Annotated in this window: 19 protein-coding genes; 10 read left to right on the forward strand and 9 right to left on the reverse strand. The window is 65.9% G+C overall.

The features are described 5' to 3' along the window. Positions 1-9: 9 nt before the first annotated feature. The 6 genes from CXR43_RS10420 to coxB form a co-directional block, all read right to left on the reverse strand. Positions 10-687, reverse strand: a complete 678-nt coding sequence (locus CXR43_RS10420; RefSeq protein WP_103333864.1) for an SURF1 family protein — start codon at positions 685-687, stop codon at positions 10-12. A gap of 84 nt (positions 688-771) precedes the next feature. Continuing rightward, entirely contained in the window at positions 772-1572 is an 801-nt protein-coding gene (locus CXR43_RS10425; RefSeq protein WP_103333865.1) for a cytochrome c oxidase subunit 3, read from the reverse strand. A gap of 25 nt (positions 1573-1597) precedes the next feature. Next, positions 1598-2167, reverse strand: coding sequence for a cytochrome c oxidase assembly protein (locus tag CXR43_RS10430; protein WP_103333866.1), 570 nt, complete (start codon positions 2165-2167; stop codon positions 1598-1600). Next, complete coding sequence (locus CXR43_RS10435; protein ID WP_103333867.1) at positions 2164-2379, reverse strand: cytochrome c oxidase system small membrane protein; 216 nt, start codon at positions 2377-2379, stop codon at positions 2164-2166. The genes CXR43_RS10430 and CXR43_RS10435 overlap by 4 nt, the downstream gene beginning before the upstream one ends. After that, positions 2376-3311, reverse strand: coding sequence for a heme o synthase (gene cyoE, locus CXR43_RS10440; RefSeq protein WP_103333868.1), 936 nt, complete (start codon positions 3309-3311; stop codon positions 2376-2378). Before cyoE ends, CXR43_RS10435 begins: the two co-directional genes overlap by 4 nt. 72 nt (positions 3312-3383) lie before the next feature. Beyond that, the gene (gene coxB / locus CXR43_RS10445) at positions 3384-4331 is read right to left on the reverse strand and encodes a cytochrome c oxidase subunit II (RefSeq protein ID WP_168219800.1); all 948 of its coding nucleotides are present in this window, start codon (positions 4329-4331) and stop codon (positions 3384-3386) included. Between the two features lie 183 nt (positions 4332-4514). Between coxB and tldD the strand changes: the two genes are divergently transcribed. Beyond that, positions 4515-5936, forward strand: a complete 1422-nt coding sequence (gene tldD / locus CXR43_RS10450) for a metalloprotease TldD (protein ID WP_103333869.1) — start codon at positions 4515-4517, stop codon at positions 5934-5936. Continuing rightward, the gene (locus CXR43_RS10455; RefSeq protein WP_103333870.1) at positions 5933-6358 is read left to right on the forward strand and encodes a hypothetical protein; all 426 of its coding nucleotides are present in this window, start codon (positions 5933-5935) and stop codon (positions 6356-6358) included. Before tldD ends, CXR43_RS10455 begins: the two co-directional genes overlap by 4 nt. Before the next feature lie 3 nt (positions 6359-6361). Here CXR43_RS10455 and CXR43_RS10460 read toward each other — a convergent pair whose 3' ends face one another. Then, entirely contained in the window at positions 6362-8020 is a 1659-nt protein-coding gene (locus CXR43_RS10460) for a divergent polysaccharide deacetylase family protein (protein WP_246831338.1), read from the reverse strand. A 142-nt stretch (positions 8021-8162) separates the two neighbouring features. On the opposite strand from CXR43_RS10460, the gene CXR43_RS10465 reads away from it, so the two are divergent. The 6 genes from CXR43_RS10465 to lexA all read left to right on the forward strand — a co-directional run bounded on the left by CXR43_RS10465 (position 8163) and on the right by lexA (position 13065). Next, positions 8163-8762 (forward strand): anthranilate synthase component II, encoded by a 600-nt coding sequence (locus CXR43_RS10465; protein ID WP_103333872.1) that lies wholly within the window; start codon positions 8163-8165, stop codon positions 8760-8762. Beyond that, positions 8759-9772 (forward strand): anthranilate phosphoribosyltransferase, encoded by a 1014-nt coding sequence (gene trpD / locus CXR43_RS10470; RefSeq protein WP_103333873.1) that lies wholly within the window; start codon positions 8759-8761, stop codon positions 9770-9772. Before CXR43_RS10465 ends, trpD begins: the two co-directional genes overlap by 4 nt. A 26-nt stretch (positions 9773-9798) precedes the next feature. Then, a complete protein-coding gene (gene trpC / locus CXR43_RS10475; protein WP_103333874.1) occupies positions 9799-10611 on the forward strand; it encodes an indole-3-glycerol phosphate synthase TrpC in 813 nt (270 codons plus the stop codon). Continuing rightward, on the forward strand, positions 10608-11105 hold the full coding sequence (gene moaC, locus CXR43_RS10480) for a cyclic pyranopterin monophosphate synthase MoaC (protein WP_103333875.1): 498 nt from the start codon (positions 10608-10610) through the stop codon (positions 11103-11105). Before trpC ends, moaC begins: the two co-directional genes overlap by 4 nt. After that, positions 11102-12286, forward strand: a complete 1185-nt coding sequence (locus CXR43_RS10485; protein ID WP_103333876.1) for a molybdopterin molybdotransferase MoeA — start codon at positions 11102-11104, stop codon at positions 12284-12286. Before moaC ends, CXR43_RS10485 begins: the two co-directional genes overlap by 4 nt. Positions 12287-12375: 89 nt before the next feature. Then, a complete protein-coding gene (gene lexA, locus CXR43_RS10490) occupies positions 12376-13065 on the forward strand; it encodes a transcriptional repressor LexA (protein ID WP_103333877.1) in 690 nt (229 codons plus the stop codon). Here the strand turns inward: lexA and CXR43_RS10495 are convergent. Further along, positions 13059-15176 carry a ComEC/Rec2 family competence protein gene (locus tag CXR43_RS10495; RefSeq protein ID WP_246831339.1) on the reverse strand — a complete coding sequence of 706 codons (2118 nt, stop codon included), beginning with the start codon at positions 15174-15176 and terminating at the stop codon, positions 13059-13061. The genes lexA and CXR43_RS10495 overlap by 7 nt on opposite strands. A 77-nt stretch (positions 15177-15253) precedes the next feature. Between CXR43_RS10495 and gltX the strand changes: the two genes are divergently transcribed. Further along, a complete protein-coding gene (gene gltX / locus CXR43_RS10500) occupies positions 15254-16657 on the forward strand; it encodes a glutamate--tRNA ligase (protein ID WP_103333878.1) in 1404 nt (467 codons plus the stop codon). Between the two features lie 81 nt (positions 16658-16738). Beyond that, on the forward strand, positions 16739-18034 hold the full coding sequence (locus tag CXR43_RS10505) for a citrate synthase (RefSeq protein ID WP_103333879.1): 1296 nt from the start codon (positions 16739-16741) through the stop codon (positions 18032-18034). Between the two features lie 64 nt (positions 18035-18098). Here the strand turns inward: CXR43_RS10505 and CXR43_RS10510 are convergent, their stop codons facing one another. Then, the gene (locus CXR43_RS10510; protein WP_246831340.1) at positions 18099-19142 is read right to left on the reverse strand and encodes a T6SS phospholipase effector Tle1-like catalytic domain-containing protein; all 1044 of its coding nucleotides are present in this window, start codon (positions 19140-19142) and stop codon (positions 18099-18101) included. Between the last annotated feature and the right edge of the window lie 21 nt (positions 19143-19163).

A 19163-nucleotide genomic window follows, 5' to 3' on the forward strand; every position in this document is an offset into this window, starting at 1 on the left:
AGCCTGTCTTCACACTGTCCTGCGCCTGATACGCCACAGAAGATACGCTGTCATCCCCAACCACACCAAAGCGAGGCCGAACCATTGCACGGCATAGCCCAGATGGTTGTTCGGAATGCCGGAAATATCGACCGGCATCGGTTCTATGCCGGGGGCTGTTGTGGCGCGGGCCACAATCAGCAGCGGCTCTGAACCCAAGGCAGCGGCCATCGCGGGCACGTCGCGGGCGAACCACAGGCCAGTGCTGGCATCGGGCGTTGGGGTGAAGCTGTCCACCTCATCGGGCCAATGCAGGTTGCCGGTCACCATGGCCGCATCCGCCCCGCGCGGGGCGGCGCGGTCGGCCTCTCGGACGAAGCCGCGGTCCACCAGCACCCGACGGCCTGCGGTCTCGAACACCGCGATCACCCGCACGCCCGCCCCGATCTCGCGGCGGCTGACCAGCACATCCAGCGACTCCCCGGTGTAGCGGCCCGTTGCGGTGACCGGCAGATAACGGTCCGCTTCGGGGCGGGGCGCGGCGGGCAGCGGCACCGGCTCGGCCACGATCCGGGCCGAAATATCCGCCAGCGCCGCCTCTTTCCACGCCAGCCGGTCCAGTTGCCACAGGCCAAGGCCCGCCAGAACCGCCGCCCCGATCAGGCCGAACAGCAGGGGAAGGATCATGCGGCGCGCAAGCGTGGTCATCGACAAGAGCTCTCCAAACGAAAGGCGCGGACCCAGTGGCCCGCGCCCGGTGATGCCGTGAAGGGGCCAGAAGGCCCCGGGGGCTTACTGACCCCAGACGTAGATCGACGCGAACAGGAACAGCCAGACCACGTCCACAAAATGCCAGTACCAGGCCGCCGCCTCAAAGCCCACGTGACGCTCGGGCGTGAAATGGCCTTTCAGCGCGCGGATCAGGCAGACGCCGAGGAAAATGGTGCCAACCACCACGTGAAAGCCGTGAAAGCCGGTCGCCATGAAGAAATTCGCGCCATAGATGTTGCCGGCAAAGCCAAAGGCGGCGTGGGTGTATTCGTAAACCTGCAGGATGGTGAAGAACACGCCCAGCACGATGGCAAGGATCAACCCGTTCACCAGATCCTTGCGGTTGTTTTCATGCACCAGGGCATGGTGCGCCCAGGTGGCAGCAGCCCCCGAGCACAGCAGGATCAGCGTGTTGATCAGCGGCAGGTGCCACGGGTCAAAGGTTTCAATCCCCGCCGGCGGCCAGACGCCATCCTGAATGGGCGACAGCGGCCCCATCGGATACATGGCGTGTTTGAAGAAGGACCAGAACCATGCCGCGAAGAACATCACTTCCGACATGATGAACATGATGAAGCCATAGCGCAGGCCGATCACCACCACGGGGGTGTGATCGCCGTCCTGGCTTTCCTTCACCACATCCGCCCACCAGCCGAACATGACATACAAAACGGCGACAAAGCCGATCAGACCCAACCAGGGGCCCGATCCGTGCATCCACAGCACAGCGCCGTAAAGCATGACAAAGGCGGCAAGCGCGGCCAGAAACGGCCAGATCGACGGCGGCAGGATGTGGTAATCGTGGTTCTTGGCGTGGGCCATGGTCGGTTCCCTCGGTTCTTTTTTGTCAGTTTACAGTGTCAGCCGGGGCGACAGCAAGGGCTGCCTGCTCTGACGTCAGCTCTGTTTCGTAAAAGGTGTAGGACAGGGTGATCTCTTTGACGAACTTGCCTTCGCGGTCGGTCACGATGGCAGGGTCGACGAAAAAGCTCACCGGCATCTGCACGGTTTCCCCTGGCTGCAGCACCTGTTCGGTAAAGCAGAAACAGGCGATCTTGGCGAAAAACCCGCCCGCGGCATCCGGTGTCACATTATAGCTTGCGGTGCCCGCGATCACCTGGTCAGTCGGATTATGCGCCTCATAGAACGCAAGGGCATTCTCGCCGATCCGCACCGTCATGGTGCGCTGCATCGGCTTGAACTCCCAGGCCATCCCGCCCGAGGTCGACCCGTCGAACCGGATCTGGATGGTCTGGTCCAGAATCGTGTCAGGGGCTGCCGAGGCGACAGCGGTGGTGCCGCCAAAGCCGGTGACCCGGCAGAACCAGTCGTAGAACGGCACGGCGGCAAAGGACAGCGACGCCATGGTCACCGCCACCCCCACCAGCTTGGCTGCAGTCTTTACGCTGCTGTTCATGGCTGCGTTCCCCCGGTTTGTTCAACTGCGGTCTGTGCAGGCAGAAGTTCAGGCCGCACGGTATGGTCAAAGCCCTGCATCGGGTCGCCGCGCGTGACCTTCACCACGGTCAGCGCAAACACCAGCGCCACAAAGGCCACCAGCGTCACGCCAAGGCCCACGTTGCGCGAAAAGCGACGGCGGTGCAGCTCATGGTCCGGGCGAAAGCTCATGCCCAGCCCCCCAGCCCGTAAACCTTCAGCAACGCTTCCACCAGAAACGCGGCAAAGTGCAGGAACAGATAGGCGAGCGAGAATTTGAACACCCGCTTTTCAACCGCATATTTGTCACCCTCTGCCTGCGCCTCGGGGCGTTTCCAGATGTCATAGGCACCTTTCAGGAAGATCGCGTTCAGCACCAGGGCGGTCGCCAGCGTGACCGGCCCGCCGATGGATGTCAGCGCCGACCAGATCGACACCGGAGCCAGCAGCACCGTGTAGATCAAGATCTGCCGCCGGGTTTCCTTGCGGCCATGCGTGACCGTCAGCATCGGCACCCCGGCCTTGTGGTAATCTTCCTTCATGAACAGAGCCAACGCCCAGAAATGCGGCGGGGTCCACATGAAGATCAGCCCGAACATCAGCGCCGATTCCAGCGATACGCCACCCGTGGCCACCGCCCAGCCGATCATCGGCGGAAAGGCCCCCGCCGCCCCGCCGATCACGATGTTCTGCGGCGTCAGGCGCTTGAGCCACATCGAATAGACCACGGCATAGAAAAAGATCGTGAACGCCAGCAGCCCGGCCGCCACCAGATTGGCCGAAAGCGCGAGCATCACCACGGCAATGCCGGACAGGGCCAGCCCCAGACCCAGAGCCTCCCCCGCCTGCACCTTGCCGGCAGGCACCGGGCGGCTTTGGGTGCGCTTCATCACCGCGTCGATATCGGCGTCCCACCACATGTTCAAGGCACCCGAGGCCCCCGCCCCAAGCGCGATGAACAGGATCGCGGCAAAGCCCACCACCGGATGCACGCCCACCGGTGCCACCAGCAGCCCCACCAGCGCCGTGAACACAACCAGCGACATCACACGCGGCTTCAGCAGCGCGACGTAATCGCCAAACTGCGCCTCTCCGCTGTCGGGGTAGGCCTGAACATCGCTCATTGTATTTCCTTGGCTTAGGGAAATGGCCCCGGGACACGGGGCCATCCACATCGCTTTCCCGTCGGAACGGGATCAGTTGTTCGCGGCCAGACGGGTTGCCGAATAGGCCTCGATATCGGCGTCAGACAACACCACGTCCCCGGCCTGCGCGGCGGCCAGCCATTGGGCATACACCTCTTCCGACACGACCTTGACCGTGATGGGCATATAAGCATGGGCAATGCCACAAAGTTCCGAACACTGGCCGAAATAGATGCCTTCCCGCTCGGCGTTGAACCACAGCTGCGCCAGACGGCCTGGCACGGCGTCCTGCTTCACCCCGAAGGCCGGGATCGTCCAGGAGTGGATCACATCGGCAGCGGTGACCTGCATCACCACCGTGCGGCCAACCGGCACGACCACCGCAGTGTCGGTCGCCAGCAGGAAATCCTGATCCGTGTACCCGGCGGCCGCCAGTTGCGCCGACACTTCCGGCGTCAGGCGGTTGTCACCGCCCGTGGCCGGGGCACCGATCATGAAGCTGTCAAACGCCACCGGGGTTGCCCCTTCGGCATTCGGCTCGTTGATGCCGTCGTCCACATATTCATAGCCCCAGTACCACTGGTATCCGGTCACCTTGATGGTGATGTCGCCCACCGGAATTTCCTGTTGCTTGAACAACACCGGCAGCGAGAACGCGCCGATGAACACCAGGATCAGGATCGGCACCACGGTCCAGCCCACTTCCAGCGGCGAATTATGGGTAAAGGTCGCCGGTTTGGCGTTTCGCTTTTCGTTGTAGCGGATGATCACCCAGATCAGCAGGCCGGTCACAAAGATGGTGATCACGGTGATGATCACCAGAAGCATCCAGTCAAGTCCCTGCAGATCGCGGGCCAATTCGGTCGCCGCGGGCTGGAAACCGGTCCCCCCGTCAACAGGTCTTCCGACAATTTCAAGACCTTGCGCAAGCGCAGCACTGCCTGACATCAAGCCCGCAACACTGGCGGCAAACCCGCCGATTTGGTTCCAAAGACGCATGTTCTGTTCCCGTTATCCTTACGGCTTGGGTGCCGCTTGTCAGAGTCCCGCCCGTATCGCATGGTGCGCACGCGGCAGAATCCCGTTGTTTCCGGCTGTCTTGAAACCATATTAGGGCCTCTGCCACAAGAGAAACCGTTGCGACAAAGCAGCGCCATTTGACTCAGATCAAGGACATCTTCCATGACCGATCAGCCCTTCCGCCCGTTTGAAACCCATCTGGACGAGGCGGCGGCACTGGCGGTCCTGCGCGCGGCAACCCTGGGGGCAGATGATGGCGAGCTGTATCTGGAACGCCGCCGCTCCGAGGCGATCGTGCTGGATGACGGGCGCATCAAGACCGCCTCTTACGATGCCTCCGAAGGTTTCGGCCTGCGCGCGGTGCGCGGGGAGGTGGCAGGCTATGCCCATGCGACCGAGATCAGCGAACAGGCCCTGATCCGCGCGTCGGAAACCGCTCGGCTGGCGGTGGGCAGCGGCGGCGGCGTGATGGCGGCCCCGCCGCAGGGCACCAATGCAAGGCTCTATGGCGACGCCGATCCGATGGCCGATGCCACGTTTGCCATCAAGATCGACATGCTGCGCGAGATTGATGCCTTTGCCCGCGACCTTGACCCTCGGGTGATCCAGGTCTCGGCCACCGTATCGGCGTCCTATCAGGAGGTAGAGATCCTGCGCCCCGAAGGGCTGCGCCTGCGCGACATCCGCCCGATGGCGCGGCTGAACGTCTCGGTGATCGTGGAACAGAACGGGCGGCGCGAACAGGGCGGCATGGGCGGCGGCGGGCGGCACGGTCTGGCCGCGCTGATGCAACCCGGCCGCTGGCAACCCATGGTGCGCGAGGCGCTGCGGATTGCGCTGGTCAACCTTGATGCCGTCGCGGCCCCGGCGGGCGTGATGGATGTGGTCCTCGGCCCCGGCTGGCCGGGCATCTTGCTGCACGAGGCGATTGGCCACGGGCTGGAGGGCGATTTCAACCGCAAAAAAACCTCTGCCTTCGCCGGGTTGATGGGCCAGCAGATCGCGGCGCGCGGGGTCACGGTGCTGGATGACGGCACGATTCCAGACCGTCGCGGCAGCATTTCCATTGATGACGAAGGCACAGCCTCGGCCCGCAACGTGCTGATCGAGGACGGAATTCTGGTGGGCTACATGCAAGACCGCCAGAATGCGCGGCTGATGGGCGTGGCCCCCACCGGCAATGGTCGGCGCGAAAGCCATGCCCATATCCCGATGCCGCGCATGACCAATACCTATATGCTGGCGGGCCCGGATGACCCGAAGGATATTCTGGCGGGTCTCAAGGATGGTATCTATGCCGTGGGCTTCGGAGGCGGGCAGGTCGATATCACCAACGGCAAATTCGTGTTCTCCTGCACCGAGGCCTACCGGGTGCAGAACGGCGTGGTCGGCGCGCCTGTCAAAGGAGCCACGCTGATCGGCGACGGGGCCACCGCGCTGAAACAGATCCGCGCCATCGGCAATGATCTGGCGCTCGATCCCGGCATCGGCAATTGCGGCAAGGCCGGGCAGTGGGTGCCGGTCGGCGTCGGCCAGCCCACGCTGATGATCGGCGGGCTGACGGTGGGCGGTTCGGCGGCATGAGCCTGATCCGCTCGCCCGAGCAGATGCAGACGCCTTGGCGCGATCTGCTTGCGGCGGCGGTGGTGGCAGTGATCCTGCCTTCGGCCTTGGGCCTGCTGTGTCTTGGGCTGGTCAGGCTTGCGCAACCCTATCTGCCCGCTGGCGCCGGGGTTTCGCTCTGGGTGATCGGCACCGCATTCCTGCTGTCGCCGCTCCTCAGCCTTGCAGGGATGATCCTGACCCTGCCGGTGGCATCTTTGCTGATCCGGCTGGGCTGGTTCGGCTGGCTGCCCGCTGCCGCCACCGGCGCGGTGCTGGGCGCGGTCATCGGCGCGATGATGGATTTTGCGCCCGGTGCCCTGGCCGGGGCCGCAATCGTGCTGATCCTGCGCGCCACCCTTGGCCTGCTGCGCCCGATGGGCGCGCCGCAGGCAGGGCCGTAGCCCTCAGTTCACCTGCAGCATCGCGGAAATCGGTGCCAGCGTCACGGTGGACGCCCGCCCCTCAATCGCCCATTCCATCACGCCTGCCACCGTTTCGGGTCGCAGCGTGCCGATCACAATCACCCGGCCTTCCTGCGCCGCCTTGAACGCCGCCCGGTCCAGATAGCGGCGGATCACCGGGCTGTCCTCGCCCTCCCCATCAATGCGACGAAAGATCATGGCCGCCGGCAGCCCCTCGCGCCGGGCGACCTGATCGGCGGCATTCAGCCCTTGGTCGAATGTCACCAGCCCCCGGCCCTGTTCGGCCAGGATCGGCACCACCTGTGCCGCCCGAGGGCGGTCATTCTGAAACGCCGTGCCATCGGCATCGATCACCGCCACCGCTTCGGGCAGGCGGCTGGCCAGCACCTGAAAGCTCTGTTCCAGATCACCGGGTCCGGCCCCTTCCGGAATGCCGGTGCCCGCCATCACCACCTCCTGACCGCCCGCCCGCCAGATCGCGGCGCGCGCCGCCGCCCCCTCGGACAGCGGATCGATCACGATGGACAGCGGCATGTCGAGGGCGGCCAGTTCGGCACGATTCACAGCCGTGTCGCCATCATCCTGCAACAGAATCGCGAACAGCGGCTTTTGCGCCGCATTGTCAAAGGGCCGCGCATAAAGACGCAGCGGTGTGGCGTCCTCCACGCCCGCCGCATCCGTCTGCGCTTCAGGGTCACTGGCAGCGCCCGGCGCAGGCTCGGCCCCGATGCGGGGCAATCGCCCGGTCACCACGCCCGTGGCCTGATCTTCAAGCGCTTGCGACGGGGTCAGGCTGCCCTGTGGCGGCGTTGCCGGTGTGGGGTTCGCCTCTGGCATCGGCATCGGCATCGGCTCGGGTGTCGGGTCGCTCAAGGCGGCCCCTTCCCCGCTCTCTGCCGCCTCCGGCAGCGGCAGCAACAAGGCCTCTTCCTGCGGCGTCAGCGGTGGGGGCGGCGGCAGATCGGCAGGCAGCGGAGCCCCCTCGGCCAGCGGCAGGCCGGGTGCCACGGGTGGAACAGTCGTCATCGGCCCATCACCCGGTGCAGGGGCCTCCGGCAAGGGATTGACCTGCCCCAAACCGGCCATCCGTTCGGTCGGGGCCTCTGTCGGCGGAGGGGCGGGTGGCGCTGATGGGGCGGGCGCCGTTACAGACTCCGCTTGCGGCAGGGCGGGCGTCTCGGCCGGAGGGGCTGCCCCGGGCTGGGCCGCAACGTCACCTGGGTCGGACAGCTCCGCCAGGGGCGCATCCGCCGCGCCCGGCATCACCACGGGGGCCGAGGGGGCTTGGGCCGTACCGGCACTGGCCGGGGTATCGGGCGTGGGCGCTTCCTCCAAACCCGCCGCCGCATCAGGCTCCGGCTCAGGCGGCAAAGTCACGGGGTCAGAGATCATCGGGGTTTCCGCCAGTTCAGGGTCCGACGGCTCGGGCTCCACCGGCCCAGTCTCAACCGGCCCAGTCTCAACCGCCACCGGGGCCGCGCCCTCTGCCGCAGGCTCCGCGGGCACCGCCACGGGCTGCATGTTGCCTGGCCCCAGATCGGCGCGCTCTGGCCCCACTGGTCCTGCAACCTGCGACACCACGACCAGACCGCCTGCGGCCGCCAGACTTCCCCACAAAACGCCCCGAAAGAACCCGCGCACTGCCTTGCCCCTTTTTTCGTTGCCGGACATTGTGCCCGTCCCGGCCATGTGATCAAGCGGTCTTGACGCCCCTGCCCCGGTCTGACCATCTATAGCCCGACCCGCTCCGGGCTTCATCCCCTATCCGACAGGCCCAAGCAAGATGCTGCTTCTGATCGACAACTACGACAGCTTTACTTACAATCTCGTGCATTACTTTGGCGAATTGGGGGCAGATGTCGTTGTAAAACGCAATGATGCGCTGACGGTGCAGGATGTGCTGGCCATGGCCCCGCAGGCCATCATCCTGTCGCCCGGCCCCTGCGATCCGGCAGCTGCGGGCATCTGCCTGCCACTGACTACAGCCGCCTATGAGGCGAAGATTCCGCTGCTGGGTGTCTGCCTTGGCCATCAGACCATTGGTGAGGCGTTCGGTGGCAAGGTGATCCGCTGCCATGAAATCGTGCATGGCAAGATGGGCGCCATGCATCATGCGGGCGCGGGCGTGTTCCGTGACCTGCCCTCACCTTTCCTCGCCACCCGCTATCACTCTCTGATCGTCGAGCGCGACACCCTGCCCGACTGTCTGGACGTAACCGCCTGGCTGGAGGATGGCACCATCATGGGCCTGCGCCACAAGACCCATCTGATCGAGGGTGTGCAGTTCCACCCCGAATCCATCGCCTCCGAACATGGCCACCAGCTTTTGCGCAATTTTCTCGATGAGGCCGGCGTCAGGGTGCCCGCCACGGTGCCCGCATGAGCGAAATCCTCCGCCCGCTGATCGGCCTTGCCGCGACGCGCCCGCTGACCCGGGCCGAGGCCGAAGCGGCCTTCGGCGCGCTGTTTGAAGGTCAGGGCACCCCGGCCCAGATGGGGGGCTTTCTTATGGCGCTGCGCACGCGTGGCGAAACGGTGGATGAATACGCCGCCGCCGCCACCGTGATGCGCGCCAAATGCCACAAGGTCAGGGCGCCAGAGGGGGCCATGGACATCGTCGGCACCGGCGGCGATGGCAAGGGCACGCTCAACATCTCGACCGCCACGGCCTTTGTGGTGGCGGGGGCGGGTGTGGTGGTGGCCAAGCACGGCAACCGCAACCTGTCATCCAAATCGGGGGCCGCCGATGCGCTGACCGAAATCGGCCTGAACGTGATGGTCGGCCCGGCCCTGGTGGAAAAATGCCTGGCCGAAGCGGGCATCGGCTTCATGATGGCGCCGATGCACCACCCCGCGATCCGCCATGTCATGCCGGTCCGGCAGGAACTGGGCACGCGCACCATCTTCAACATCCTTGGTCCGCTGACCAACCCGGCGGGGGTGAAACGCCAGTTGACCGGTGCGTTTTCCGCCGACCTGATCCGCCCGATGGCCGAAACCCTGCTGGCGCTTGGCTCCATCAAGGCTTGGCTGGTGCATGGCGGCGACGGCACCGATGAAATTTCCATCGCCGCCCCCACCCAGGTGGCGGCGGTCGAACATGGCCATATCCGCGAATTCACCCTGCATCCCGAAGATGCGGGCCTGCCCTATCACCCGTTCGAGACCATCATGGGCGGCACGCCGGCGGAAAACGCCGCGGCCCTGCGCGCGCTGCTGGAGGGTGCGCCGGGGGCTTACCGCGATGCGGTGCTGCTCAATTCGGCCGCCGCTCTGGTTGTGGCTGACAAGGCCACCAGCCTGACCGAAGGGGTCGAGATGGCCCGCCAGTCCATCGATTCCGGTGCCGCCAAGGGCAAGATCACGGCCCTGGCCCGCCTGACCAACGCCTGACAGCCCATGGGGCAAGGAAAACACGCATGACCACGATCCTCGACCGCATCAAAACCTACAAGCTGGAAGAGATCGCCGCCCGCAAGGCCGCCCGCCCGCTGGCCGAGGTCGAGGCTGCGGCCCGCGTCGCCCCCGCCCCGCGCGGCTTTGCCAAGGCGCTGTCGGTGGCGGCGGGCACCGGCTATGGGCTGATTGCCGAGATCAAGAAGGCCAGCCCCTCCAAAGGCCTGATCCGCGCCGATTTCGACCCGCCAGAGCTGGCCAGGGCCTATGCCGAAGGCGGCGCCACCTGCCTGTCGGTGCTGACCGATACCCCCTCGTTTCAGGGGGAAGACGCGTTTCTGACGCAGGCCGCACAGGCCACCGACCTGCCCTGCCTGCGCAAGGATTTCATGTATGATCCCTATCAGGTGGCCGAGGCCCGCGCCCTGCAGGCCGATTGCATCCTGCTGATCATGGCCAGCCTGTCGGATGAACAGGCCGCCGAGCTGGAGGCCGCAGCGACCGACTGGGGCATGGATGTGCTGATCGAAGTGCATGACCGGGCAGAGCTGGAGCGGGCGACCCTGCTCAAATCGCCCCTTCTGGGCATCAACAACCGCAGCCTGCACACCTTTGATGTCTCGCTCGACACCACCCGCGATCTGGCCCGCCGCGTGCCAGAAGACCGGCTGATCGTGTCGGAATCCGGGCTTCACACCCCCGCCGATCTGGCCGATCTGGCGCAATATGGCGCGCGCTGCTTTCTGATCGGCGAAGCGCTGATGCGGCAGGAAGATGTGGCCGCCGCCACCCGCGCCATCCTGTCCCGCCCGCTGACGGCGCAGGGTGGCGTATGACCGACCCCTCTGGCCTGACCCACTTTGACGCGTCCGGTGCCGCCCATATGGTCGATGTGTCGGACAAGCCGGTGACGCATCGCGTGGCCGTGGCGCGCGGATCGGTGGTGATGACGGCCCAGACACTGGCACTGATCACCTCTGGTCAGGCGACCAAGGGCGATGTGCTGGGCGTGGCGCGGCTGGCGGGGATCATGGCGGCCAAGAAGACCGCCGATCTGATCCCGCTGTGCCACCCTTTGCCGATCACCAAGGTCGCGCTGACTCTGACCCCAGACCCGGCCCTGCCCGGCGTGGTGGTCGAGGCGACGGTCAAGACCGGCGGCCAGACCGGGGTAGAGATGGAGGCGCTGACCGCCGTATCGGTGGCTTGCCTCACGATCTATGACATGGTGAAAGCCGTCGAAAAATCCATGCGGATCGAGGGGATACATCTGGTTCTTAAAGAAGGTGGCAAATCGGGCCGCTATACAGCACCGGGTGAGCGGGCATGATTTCGGTCGAACAGGCCCTGGCCGAATGCCTTGCCCTCGTCGCCCCCTTGCCGGTGGAAAACGTGCCCTTCGCACAGGCCTGCGGGCGCTACATGCCGCAGCCCGCCCGCGCCATGCGCGACCAGCCGCCCTTTGCCGCCTCGGCCATGGATGGCTATGCGGTCCAGGGCGACCCAGCCCCCGGGGACCGCTTTACCGTGGTGGGCGAAGCGGGGGCAGGCCATGCCTGGCAGGGCACCCTCGGCCCGTTGCAGGCCGCGCGCATCTTCACCGGGGCACCGCTGCCCGCAGGGGCCACGCGCGTCCTCCTTCAGGAAGATGTCACGCGCGACGGTGACATCATCACCCTGTCCGAAGGGGCCGATACCAATACCCATATCCGCCCCGCCGGGCAGGATTTCCGCGCCGGTGACACGCTGTCGCCGCGCCTCCTGCGCCCGAACGATCTGGCGCTGCTGGCCGCAATGAACATCGCCAAAGTCCCCGTCACCCGCCGCCCGGTGGTGGCGATCATCGCCACCGGGGACGAACTGGTGATGCCGGGAGACACCCCCGGCCCCGATCAGATCATTGCCTCGAACTCCTTTACGCTCAAGGCCTTGGCCGAAGAAGCTGGTGCAGAGGTTCGCCTGCTGCCCATCGCGCGGGACAGTGTGGACTCGCTCACCTATGTTCTGGGTCTGGCACAGGATGCCGAGATCATCGTCACCACGGGCGGCGCCTCGGTGGGCGACCATGACCTTGTGGCGCAGGTCGCAGGAAATCTGGGCCTGCAGCGCGCGTTCTGGAAAATCGCCATGCGCCCCGGCAAGCCGCTGATGGCCGGTCGTCTGGGCAGGGCTGCCCTGCTGGGCTTGCCCGGCAACCCGGTGTCTGCGGTGGTCTGTGCGCATCTGTTCCTGCTGCCGATGATCCGCGCAAGCCTGGGCCTGCCTGAAGACGCCATCGCCCCCAAACCCCGCCCGGCCATTCTGACACAAGACACCGGCCCGACCGGCCCGCGCGCCCATTACATGCGCGCGCGGCTGACCCAGACCGGCAGCCTGCCGCAGATCACCCCGTTTGACCGGCAGGACAGCTCGCTGCTGTCGATCCTGTCCTCGGCGGATGCCCTGCTGATCCGCCCCGCAGGCGATGGCCCGCGCCGTGCCGGCGACAGCGTCACCTATCTGCCGCTCTGAGATGCCTCACCTCTGCGGCGCTTTGCCCTTGACACAAAAAGGGAACACGGGCAGAACATAGCGCTAACGAAGGCAGATCAGGGTGGGGCATGCTTACGCGCAAACAGCTGGAACTTCTGACGTTCATCAAGGCCCGCATGGATGTGGACGGCGTTCCACCGTCCTTTGACGAGATGAAGGATGCGCTGGACCTGCGGTCGAAATCCGGCATTCACCGGCTGATCACCGCGCTGGAAGAACGTGGCTTCATCCGCCGTCTGGCGCATCGCGCCCGCGCGCTGGACATCATCAAGATGCCGGATGTGGCGGAAAAGCCCGCCTTCACCCCCCGCGTGATCGAAGGGGACCGGCCCGCAGCCCCGCCGCGCGGTGCCATGCCGCTCGAGGCCGTGCATGCGATGGAACTGCCGGTCATGGGCCGCATCGCCGCCGGTGTCCCGATCGAGGCGATTTCCGAAGTGTCGCATCACGTCGCCGTCCCCGGCTCGATGCTCTCGGGTCAGGGCAACCACTACGCGCTGGAGGTCAAGGGCGACTCGATGATCGAGGCCGGGATCAACGACGGCGATATCGTGGTGATCCGCGAACAATCCACGGCCGAGAATGGCGATATCGTGGTGGCGCTGGTGGATGATGCCGAAGCCACGCTGAAACGCTTCCGCCGCAAGGGCAATATGATCGCGCTTGAGGCGGCAAATCCGGCCTATGAAACCCGCATGCTGCCCGATCATCAGGTCAAGGTGCAGGGCCGGCTCGTGGGGTTGATCCGCAGCTACTGACGCGCCGCCACCGCCCCTTGCGGCGCGCGCGGCCGGATGACGGCCACCAGATCCTCGGCCCGGCGCGGTGAAGACCAGACCCGCCGGGTGGCCGAGGTGGCCACCACCCGCAGCCCCTGCCCCTCGGGATAAAGCGCAAGCCCGCCCGCACGGCTCAGCAGCGCCTCATCCAGCACCACACAGCCAGCGGGGGGCTGATCCACCGGCACCGAAATCACCACCAGATCGGCCTGCGCGCAGGCCGCGGCCAGCCGGTCAGCCGCGCCCTTGCCCTTGAGCGCCACGCCGGTCACGCCTCCCGCCTGAAACTGCCGCGCCCCCGCGTCACCTGACATGCCGGGCCGCGCCGCCGCCGCCTCTTGCGCGGCCAGATCGCCATCATTGGCCAGCCAGTTCTGCGCGGCAAACCCCGCCCCGCGCGGGGCTGACAGCGCCCGCCCCTCTGGCCCCAGCACACCCACCAGCCCGCCATCAGACGAGATCAGCACCAGCGGCCGCTCCACCCCGACCCACAGCGCCAGGGCCAGCACCGCAGGCCCCAGCGACACCGCCCGCACCCAGCCGCGCCACAGGATCACCCAGGCCCCGGCCAGCGTGATCAAAGGAATAACCCATGGCCCCGGAGCGGGGATCGCGGTCACCGATCCGTCCCACCCGGCCACCCAATGCGCGACCCACAGGATCCAGGCGCTGCCCCGTTCCATCACCCACAGGGCCGGCGCGGCCAGCCCGAACGGGGCCAGCAGCGCCGCCATGGCCCCGGCCGGCATCACCACAGACCCCATTACCGGCACCGTCAGCAGATTGGCGATCAGCCCGTAATCGGCATAGCGGTTGAACGTCGCCGCCGCATAGGGTGCCGTGGCAAGACCCCCGATCACGCTCGACAACAGCAGCGTGAACAGCGGCATCGCCCAGCGCGGCAGCCGGCCGGCCACCACCCGCCGGTCCACCTCGCGAAAGCCCGCAATCAGGGCCACCGTCGCGGCAAAAGACATCTGGAATCCCGGCTCCATCAGGCTTTCAGGCTTCCAGGCCAGCAAGATCACCCCGGCAATCGCCACCGAGCGCAGGGTCAGGGCCTTGCGGTCCAGAAGCACCGCCCCCAGCATGACCGCCACCATGATAAAGGCGCGTTCCGTCGCCACATTGGCCCCCGACAGCGCCAGATAGAAGGCCGCCACCCCCAGCGAGGCCAGCGCCGCCACCTTCTTGCTGTTCACCCGCAGCGCCACATAGGGAATCAGCGCCAGCCCATAGCGGAACAGCCCGAAGACAAAGGCGATCAGAAAGGCCAGATTCATCCCCGAAATCGCCAGCAGATGCGCCAGCGAACTGTCGCGCAGCGCCTTGACCGTCTCTTCGGTGATGCCCGACCGGTCACCGGTCATCGCCCCCGCCGCATAGGCCCCGGCCTGGCTGGGCATGGCGTCGCGCATCGCATTGGCCAGCGCGCTGCGCATCTGATCCACCGGGCGCGCCCCCGGCTCTGGCGCCGACCACAACACGATGGGCGCGGTGGTATAGCCAACCGCCCCCAGCCCATCAAAGAAGGCCATGCGGCGAAAGTCGAAACTTCCCGGCTCCACCGGGCCATTGGGGGCGGCCAGATGGGCGGTGGTCATCACCACCTCACCGGGAAACGGCGCGTGGCCGGGGGTTTTGCTCCGCAGGGCAATGCGCACCTTTTCGGGCAGGCGCGCAGGGGCCACCCGGTCCAGCTGCACCCGGTCCAGCGTGATGCGCAAGGCGTCGGTCTGGCTGCGGTCGATCCAGACCACCCGGCCGGTCACCGGGCCATAATAGCGAAACTCCAGCATCGGGGCCTGCACCGCCTGCACCCGCAGCCCGCAGGCCAGCACCCCCACCGCCACCGCGCCCAGCGCGATTGCCCAAGGGTGCAGCACCTCCGGCGCCAGCATCCGCACACCGGCGGCCAGCGCAAGCACCGCCGCCGCCCCGATGTAAACCGGCGCCCCCGGCTCCCATGGCAGCGAAAACCAGCCCCAGATGCCCAGCCCCATGAACAGTGGCACCCAGGGAAACAGCGTGCCGCGCGCCATGGCCACCGCCACAAAAGGCCGGGCCAGCCAGCCAGTCAGGACCGCCACCTTGTTTCCCGCCCTTTCACCGCCTAGAACCGGGCCAAGCCTACCGCTCAGATGGTTTCCGAAAGGTAAACGCCACCATGTCCGTCCCCGTCGTCACCCGCTTCGCTCCTTCCCCCACAGGGTATCTGCACATCGGCGGCGCCCGCACCGCGCTGTTCAACTGGCTCTTCGCGCGCGGTCGGGGCGGCAAGTTCCTGCTGCGGATCGAGGATACCGACCGCGAGCGGTCCACGCCTGAGGCCACGGCAGCCATCCTGCAGGGCCTGACCTGGCTGGGGCTGGATTGGGACGGTGAGGCGGTCAGCCAGTTTGACCAGCGCGACCGCCATGCGCAGGTGGCACATCAAATGCTGGACCGCGGCACCGCCTACAAGTGTTTCTCCACCCAAGAGGAGATCGCCGCCTTCCGCGCCGCCCGCGAGGCCGAAGGCGCCAGCTATGCCGTTTTCCAAAGCCCCTGGCGCGATGCCGATCCGGCCAGCCATCCCGACGCACCCTATGCCATCCGCATGAAGGCCCCGCGCACAGGCGAGACCAAAATATCAGACAGCGTTCAGGGAATCGTTACCGTTCGCAACGATCAACTGGACGACATGATTGTGTTGCGCTCCGATGGCACCCCCACCTATATGCTGGCTGTCGTGGTCGATGATCACGACATGGGGGTGACGCATGTGATCCGCGGCGATGACCACCTCAACAACGCCGCCCGGCAGCAGATGGTCTATGATGCCATGGGCTGGCCGGTGCCGGTCTGGGCGCATATCCCGCTGATCCACGGGCCGGATGGCAAGAAACTGTCCAAGCGCCACGGCGCCACGGCGGTCGGCGATTATCAGGCGCAGGGCTACCCTGCCGCAGGCATGCGCAATTACCTGACCCGGCTGGGCTGGGCGCAGGGCGATGCCGAGTTGTTCACCACCCAACAGGCGCTGGACATGTTCGGGCTGGAGGGAATCGGCCGCAGCCCCGCCCGCCTCGATTTCAAGAAGCTGGAATCAACCTGTGGCTGGCACATGGCCCAAAGTGACGATGCTGCGCTGCTGCATGAGGCGGAAGGCTACCTTGCCGCCGCAGACCGGCCTGCCCTGACGCAAGGGCAACGTGACCTGCTGGCAGCGGCCATGTATTGTGTGAAGGACCGCGCAAAGACCTTCCCGGAACTGCTTGATAAGGCTCACTTTGCCCTGACCTCGCGCCCGGTGGACATTGACGAGGCGGCCAGCAAGGCGCTGGATGCAGTATCCCGTGGTATACTGAAAGAATTGACGCTGCGGTTGCAAAATGCTAGCTGGACGAAGGAAGGGCTTGAGTCCATTCTGACGGAGGTTGCCACGGCCCATGGCATCGGTTTCGGAAAACTGGCCGCTCCGTTGCGGGCCGCCCTCGCCGGGCGCAGTGCCACCCCAAGTGTTTATGACATGATGCTGGTCATCGGTCAGCATGAGACGATTGCGCGGTTGCAGGACGCCGCGGCCTGATCTGGCTGCACCTTGCCACCACAAACGGAATGCGCCACCAGCCGGGACGGTCCGGCGGGGCGGAAAAGAGGGATGTGAAAGATGGTTGAGACGAAAAAGACCGCGACCTTGACGCTGGACGGCAAGTCCTTTGACCTGCCGGTTCATTCCCCAACCCTTGGCCCCGATGTGCTCGACATCCGCAAGCTTTACGCCGAGGCGGATGTGTTCACCTTCGACCCCGGCTTCACCTCGACCGCCGCCTGTGAAAGCGCCATCACCTATATCGACGGCGACAAGGGTGAGCTTTTGCACCGTGGCTATTCGATCGAGGAACTGGCCGCGCAGTCGCATTACCTCGAAGTCTGCTACCTGCTGCTCTATGGTGAGTTGCCCACCGCCGCCCAGCTGGCCGATTTCGAACAGCGTGTGACCCGCCACACCATGGTGCATGAACAGATGCACTATTTCTTCCGCGGCTTCCGCCGCGATGCGCATCCAATGGCCACCATGGTGGGTGTGGTCGGTGCCATGGCCGCCTTCTATCACGACTCCACCGATATCAATGACCCGTGGCAGCGGGAGGTCGCGGCGATCCGCATGATCGCCAAACTGCCGACCATCGCGGCGATGGCCTTCAAATATTCCATCGGCCAGCCCTTCGTTTACCCGAAAAACAGCCTCGATTACGCGGGCAACTTCCTGCACATGTGCTTTGCCATCCCGGCCGAGGATTATGTCGTCAACCCGATCCTGTCCAAGGCGATGGACCGGATCATGATGCTGCACGCCGATCATGAACAGAACGCATCGACCTCCACCGTGCGTCTGGCAGGCTCCTCCGGGGCCAACCCCTTCGCCTGCATTGCCGCCGGTATCGCCTGCCTCTGGGGGCCTGCACATGGCGGGGCCAATCAGGCCTGCCTTGAAATGCTCAAGGAAATCGGCACCGTTGACCGCATCCCCGAATTCGTGGCCAAGGCCAAGGACAAGGAGTCCGGCTTCCGCCTGATGGGCTTTGGCCACCGGGTCTACAAGAACTTCGATCCGCGCGCGACGGTCATGAAGGAATCCGCCGATGAGGTGCTGGGCCTCTTGGGGGTGGAAAACAACCCGCTGCTGCAGGTCGCCAAAGAACTGGAACGCATCGCGCTGTCGGATGAGTATTTCATCTCGAAAAAGCTCTATCCCAACGTCGATTTCTACTCTGGCATCATCCTCGAGGCGATGGGCTTCCCCACCGCGATGTTCACCCCGATCTTTGCCATCTCGCGCACTGTCGGCTGGATCTCGCAGTGGAAAGAGATGATCGGCGACAAGGGCCAGAAAATCGGCCGCCCGCGTCAGCTCTACATCGGCGAGGCGCATCGCGCCTATGTCGACGTGCGCAACCGCTGACCCCTGGACGGCGACACTGCAAGAACCAGGCCCCTCCCCCAAGGGGGGGCAGGTGCCGGCGGATCTAGCGCCAGACCCGCGCGCGCTGCATCACGGACAGCATCAGCGATCCGGCCGGCTCGCGCTCCGCCACGCTGGGGTGCAGCTTTTCGCTGCGGTCCCGCCCCACCACCCGGGTTGCGCGCAGCAAGAACAGCTTGCCCCAATTCCGCCAGGTGCCCACCATCGGGGCCTGCGGGTCGCAGGGGAATCGCGCGCGCCAGCCCTGGGGCAGCGCCAGACCGCAGGTTTCGGCCCGGTCCAGCATCCAGACCAGCGGAATATTGGCCAAAGGCCGCGCCGCTGCAAAGGCACCGACCTGCCCCCCGACATCGGCATGCGCCCCGGCAAACCAGACCTGTTCGACATTGCCCTGCCAGCCCTCGGGACACTCCCACAGCACCGGTTCGAACACCGCCCGCGTCTCGTGCAGCGCCAGCGCATGGAATCCGTGCCGGATCGACGCGCCCAGACGATGGCTGTGAAAGGCATGATGCCGGTCGGTCAGCATCCACAACAGCGGCAGGCGCAGGCCCAGCGCCTTGACGGTGTCCCAGACCCCGACCATCTCGATCGGGGCAGAAGGGTGGCAGCTGTCTTGCGCAAACATCTTCGCTGTTTGGCTTTGCGGGTCAGACCGGTAGTGGCGATAGGCCAGTGTCACATTCCGCTCGGTGGCATGGGTGTGGCGCAGCAGGCCGATCTGGTCGATCACCCCGGCAAGCGACCGCACGGCAAAGGCCCCGCGCGAATAGCCCAGCAGGAAAATCCGGTCTCCGGGCCGGTACTGGCTGGCCAGCCAGCCATAGGCCCTCCGGATCTGCCGGTTCAAACCCCGCCCCTGCGCCACGCCGTTCAGACTGGCCCAGCCTTCCCATTGCAGGCCCGGTTCATAATACAGCCGCCGCCGCTGGCCGGGGGTCGGCAGGCTCAGCAGCTGAAAGGCCAGCCCGGCGTTGGTTTCATACCCCGGTGCCAGCGAGGACATCGTGCCATCCAGAATGATGATGTGATCCACCACACCGCGCCCCGGCCCTGCGGGGGGCGCAGTGCCTTCGGTTTCCACCACCGGATGGGGGTGGAACCATTG

It is taken from the genome of Pseudotabrizicola formosa, from assembly GCF_002900965.1.
Taxonomy (GTDB): Bacteria; Pseudomonadota; Alphaproteobacteria; order Rhodobacterales; family Rhodobacteraceae; genus Pseudotabrizicola; species Pseudotabrizicola formosa.

Bases quoted from the DNA above. Each gene is read 5' to 3' on its own strand.
- CXR43_RS10420 (WP_103333864.1), bottom strand. From the start codon at position 687: ATGACCACGCTTGCGCGCCGCATGATCCTTCCCCTGCTGTTCGGCCTG.
- CXR43_RS10425 (WP_103333865.1), bottom strand. From the start codon at position 1,572: ATGGCCCACGCCAAGAACCACGATTACCACATCCTGCCGCCGTCGATC.
- CXR43_RS10430 (WP_103333866.1), bottom strand. From the start codon at position 2,167: ATGAACAGCAGCGTAAAGACTGCAGCCAAGCTGGTGGGGGTGGCGGTG.
- CXR43_RS10435 (WP_103333867.1), bottom strand. From the start codon at position 2,379: ATGAGCTTTCGCCCGGACCATGAGCTGCACCGCCGTCGCTTTTCGCGC.
- cyoE (WP_103333868.1), bottom strand. From the start codon at position 3,311: ATGAGCGATGTTCAGGCCTACCCCGACAGCGGAGAGGCGCAGTTTGGC.
- coxB (WP_168219800.1), bottom strand. From the start codon at position 4,331: ATGCGTCTTTGGAACCAAATCGGCGGGTTTGCCGCCAGTGTTGCGGGC.
- tldD (WP_103333869.1), top strand. From the start codon at position 4,515: ATGACCGATCAGCCCTTCCGCCCGTTTGAAACCCATCTGGACGAGGCG.
- CXR43_RS10455 (WP_103333870.1), top strand. From the start codon at position 5,933: ATGAGCCTGATCCGCTCGCCCGAGCAGATGCAGACGCCTTGGCGCGAT.
- CXR43_RS10465 (WP_103333872.1), top strand. From the start codon at position 8,163: ATGCTGCTTCTGATCGACAACTACGACAGCTTTACTTACAATCTCGTG.
- trpD (WP_103333873.1), top strand. From the start codon at position 8,759: ATGAGCGAAATCCTCCGCCCGCTGATCGGCCTTGCCGCGACGCGCCCG.
- trpC (WP_103333874.1), top strand. From the start codon at position 9,799: ATGACCACGATCCTCGACCGCATCAAAACCTACAAGCTGGAAGAGATC.
- moaC (WP_103333875.1), top strand. From the start codon at position 10,608: ATGACCGACCCCTCTGGCCTGACCCACTTTGACGCGTCCGGTGCCGCC.
- CXR43_RS10485 (WP_103333876.1), top strand. From the start codon at position 11,102: ATGATTTCGGTCGAACAGGCCCTGGCCGAATGCCTTGCCCTCGTCGCC.
- lexA (WP_103333877.1), top strand. From the start codon at position 12,376: ATGCTTACGCGCAAACAGCTGGAACTTCTGACGTTCATCAAGGCCCGC.
- gltX (WP_103333878.1), top strand. From the start codon at position 15,254: ATGTCCGTCCCCGTCGTCACCCGCTTCGCTCCTTCCCCCACAGGGTAT.
- CXR43_RS10505 (WP_103333879.1), top strand. From the start codon at position 16,739: ATGGTTGAGACGAAAAAGACCGCGACCTTGACGCTGGACGGCAAGTCC.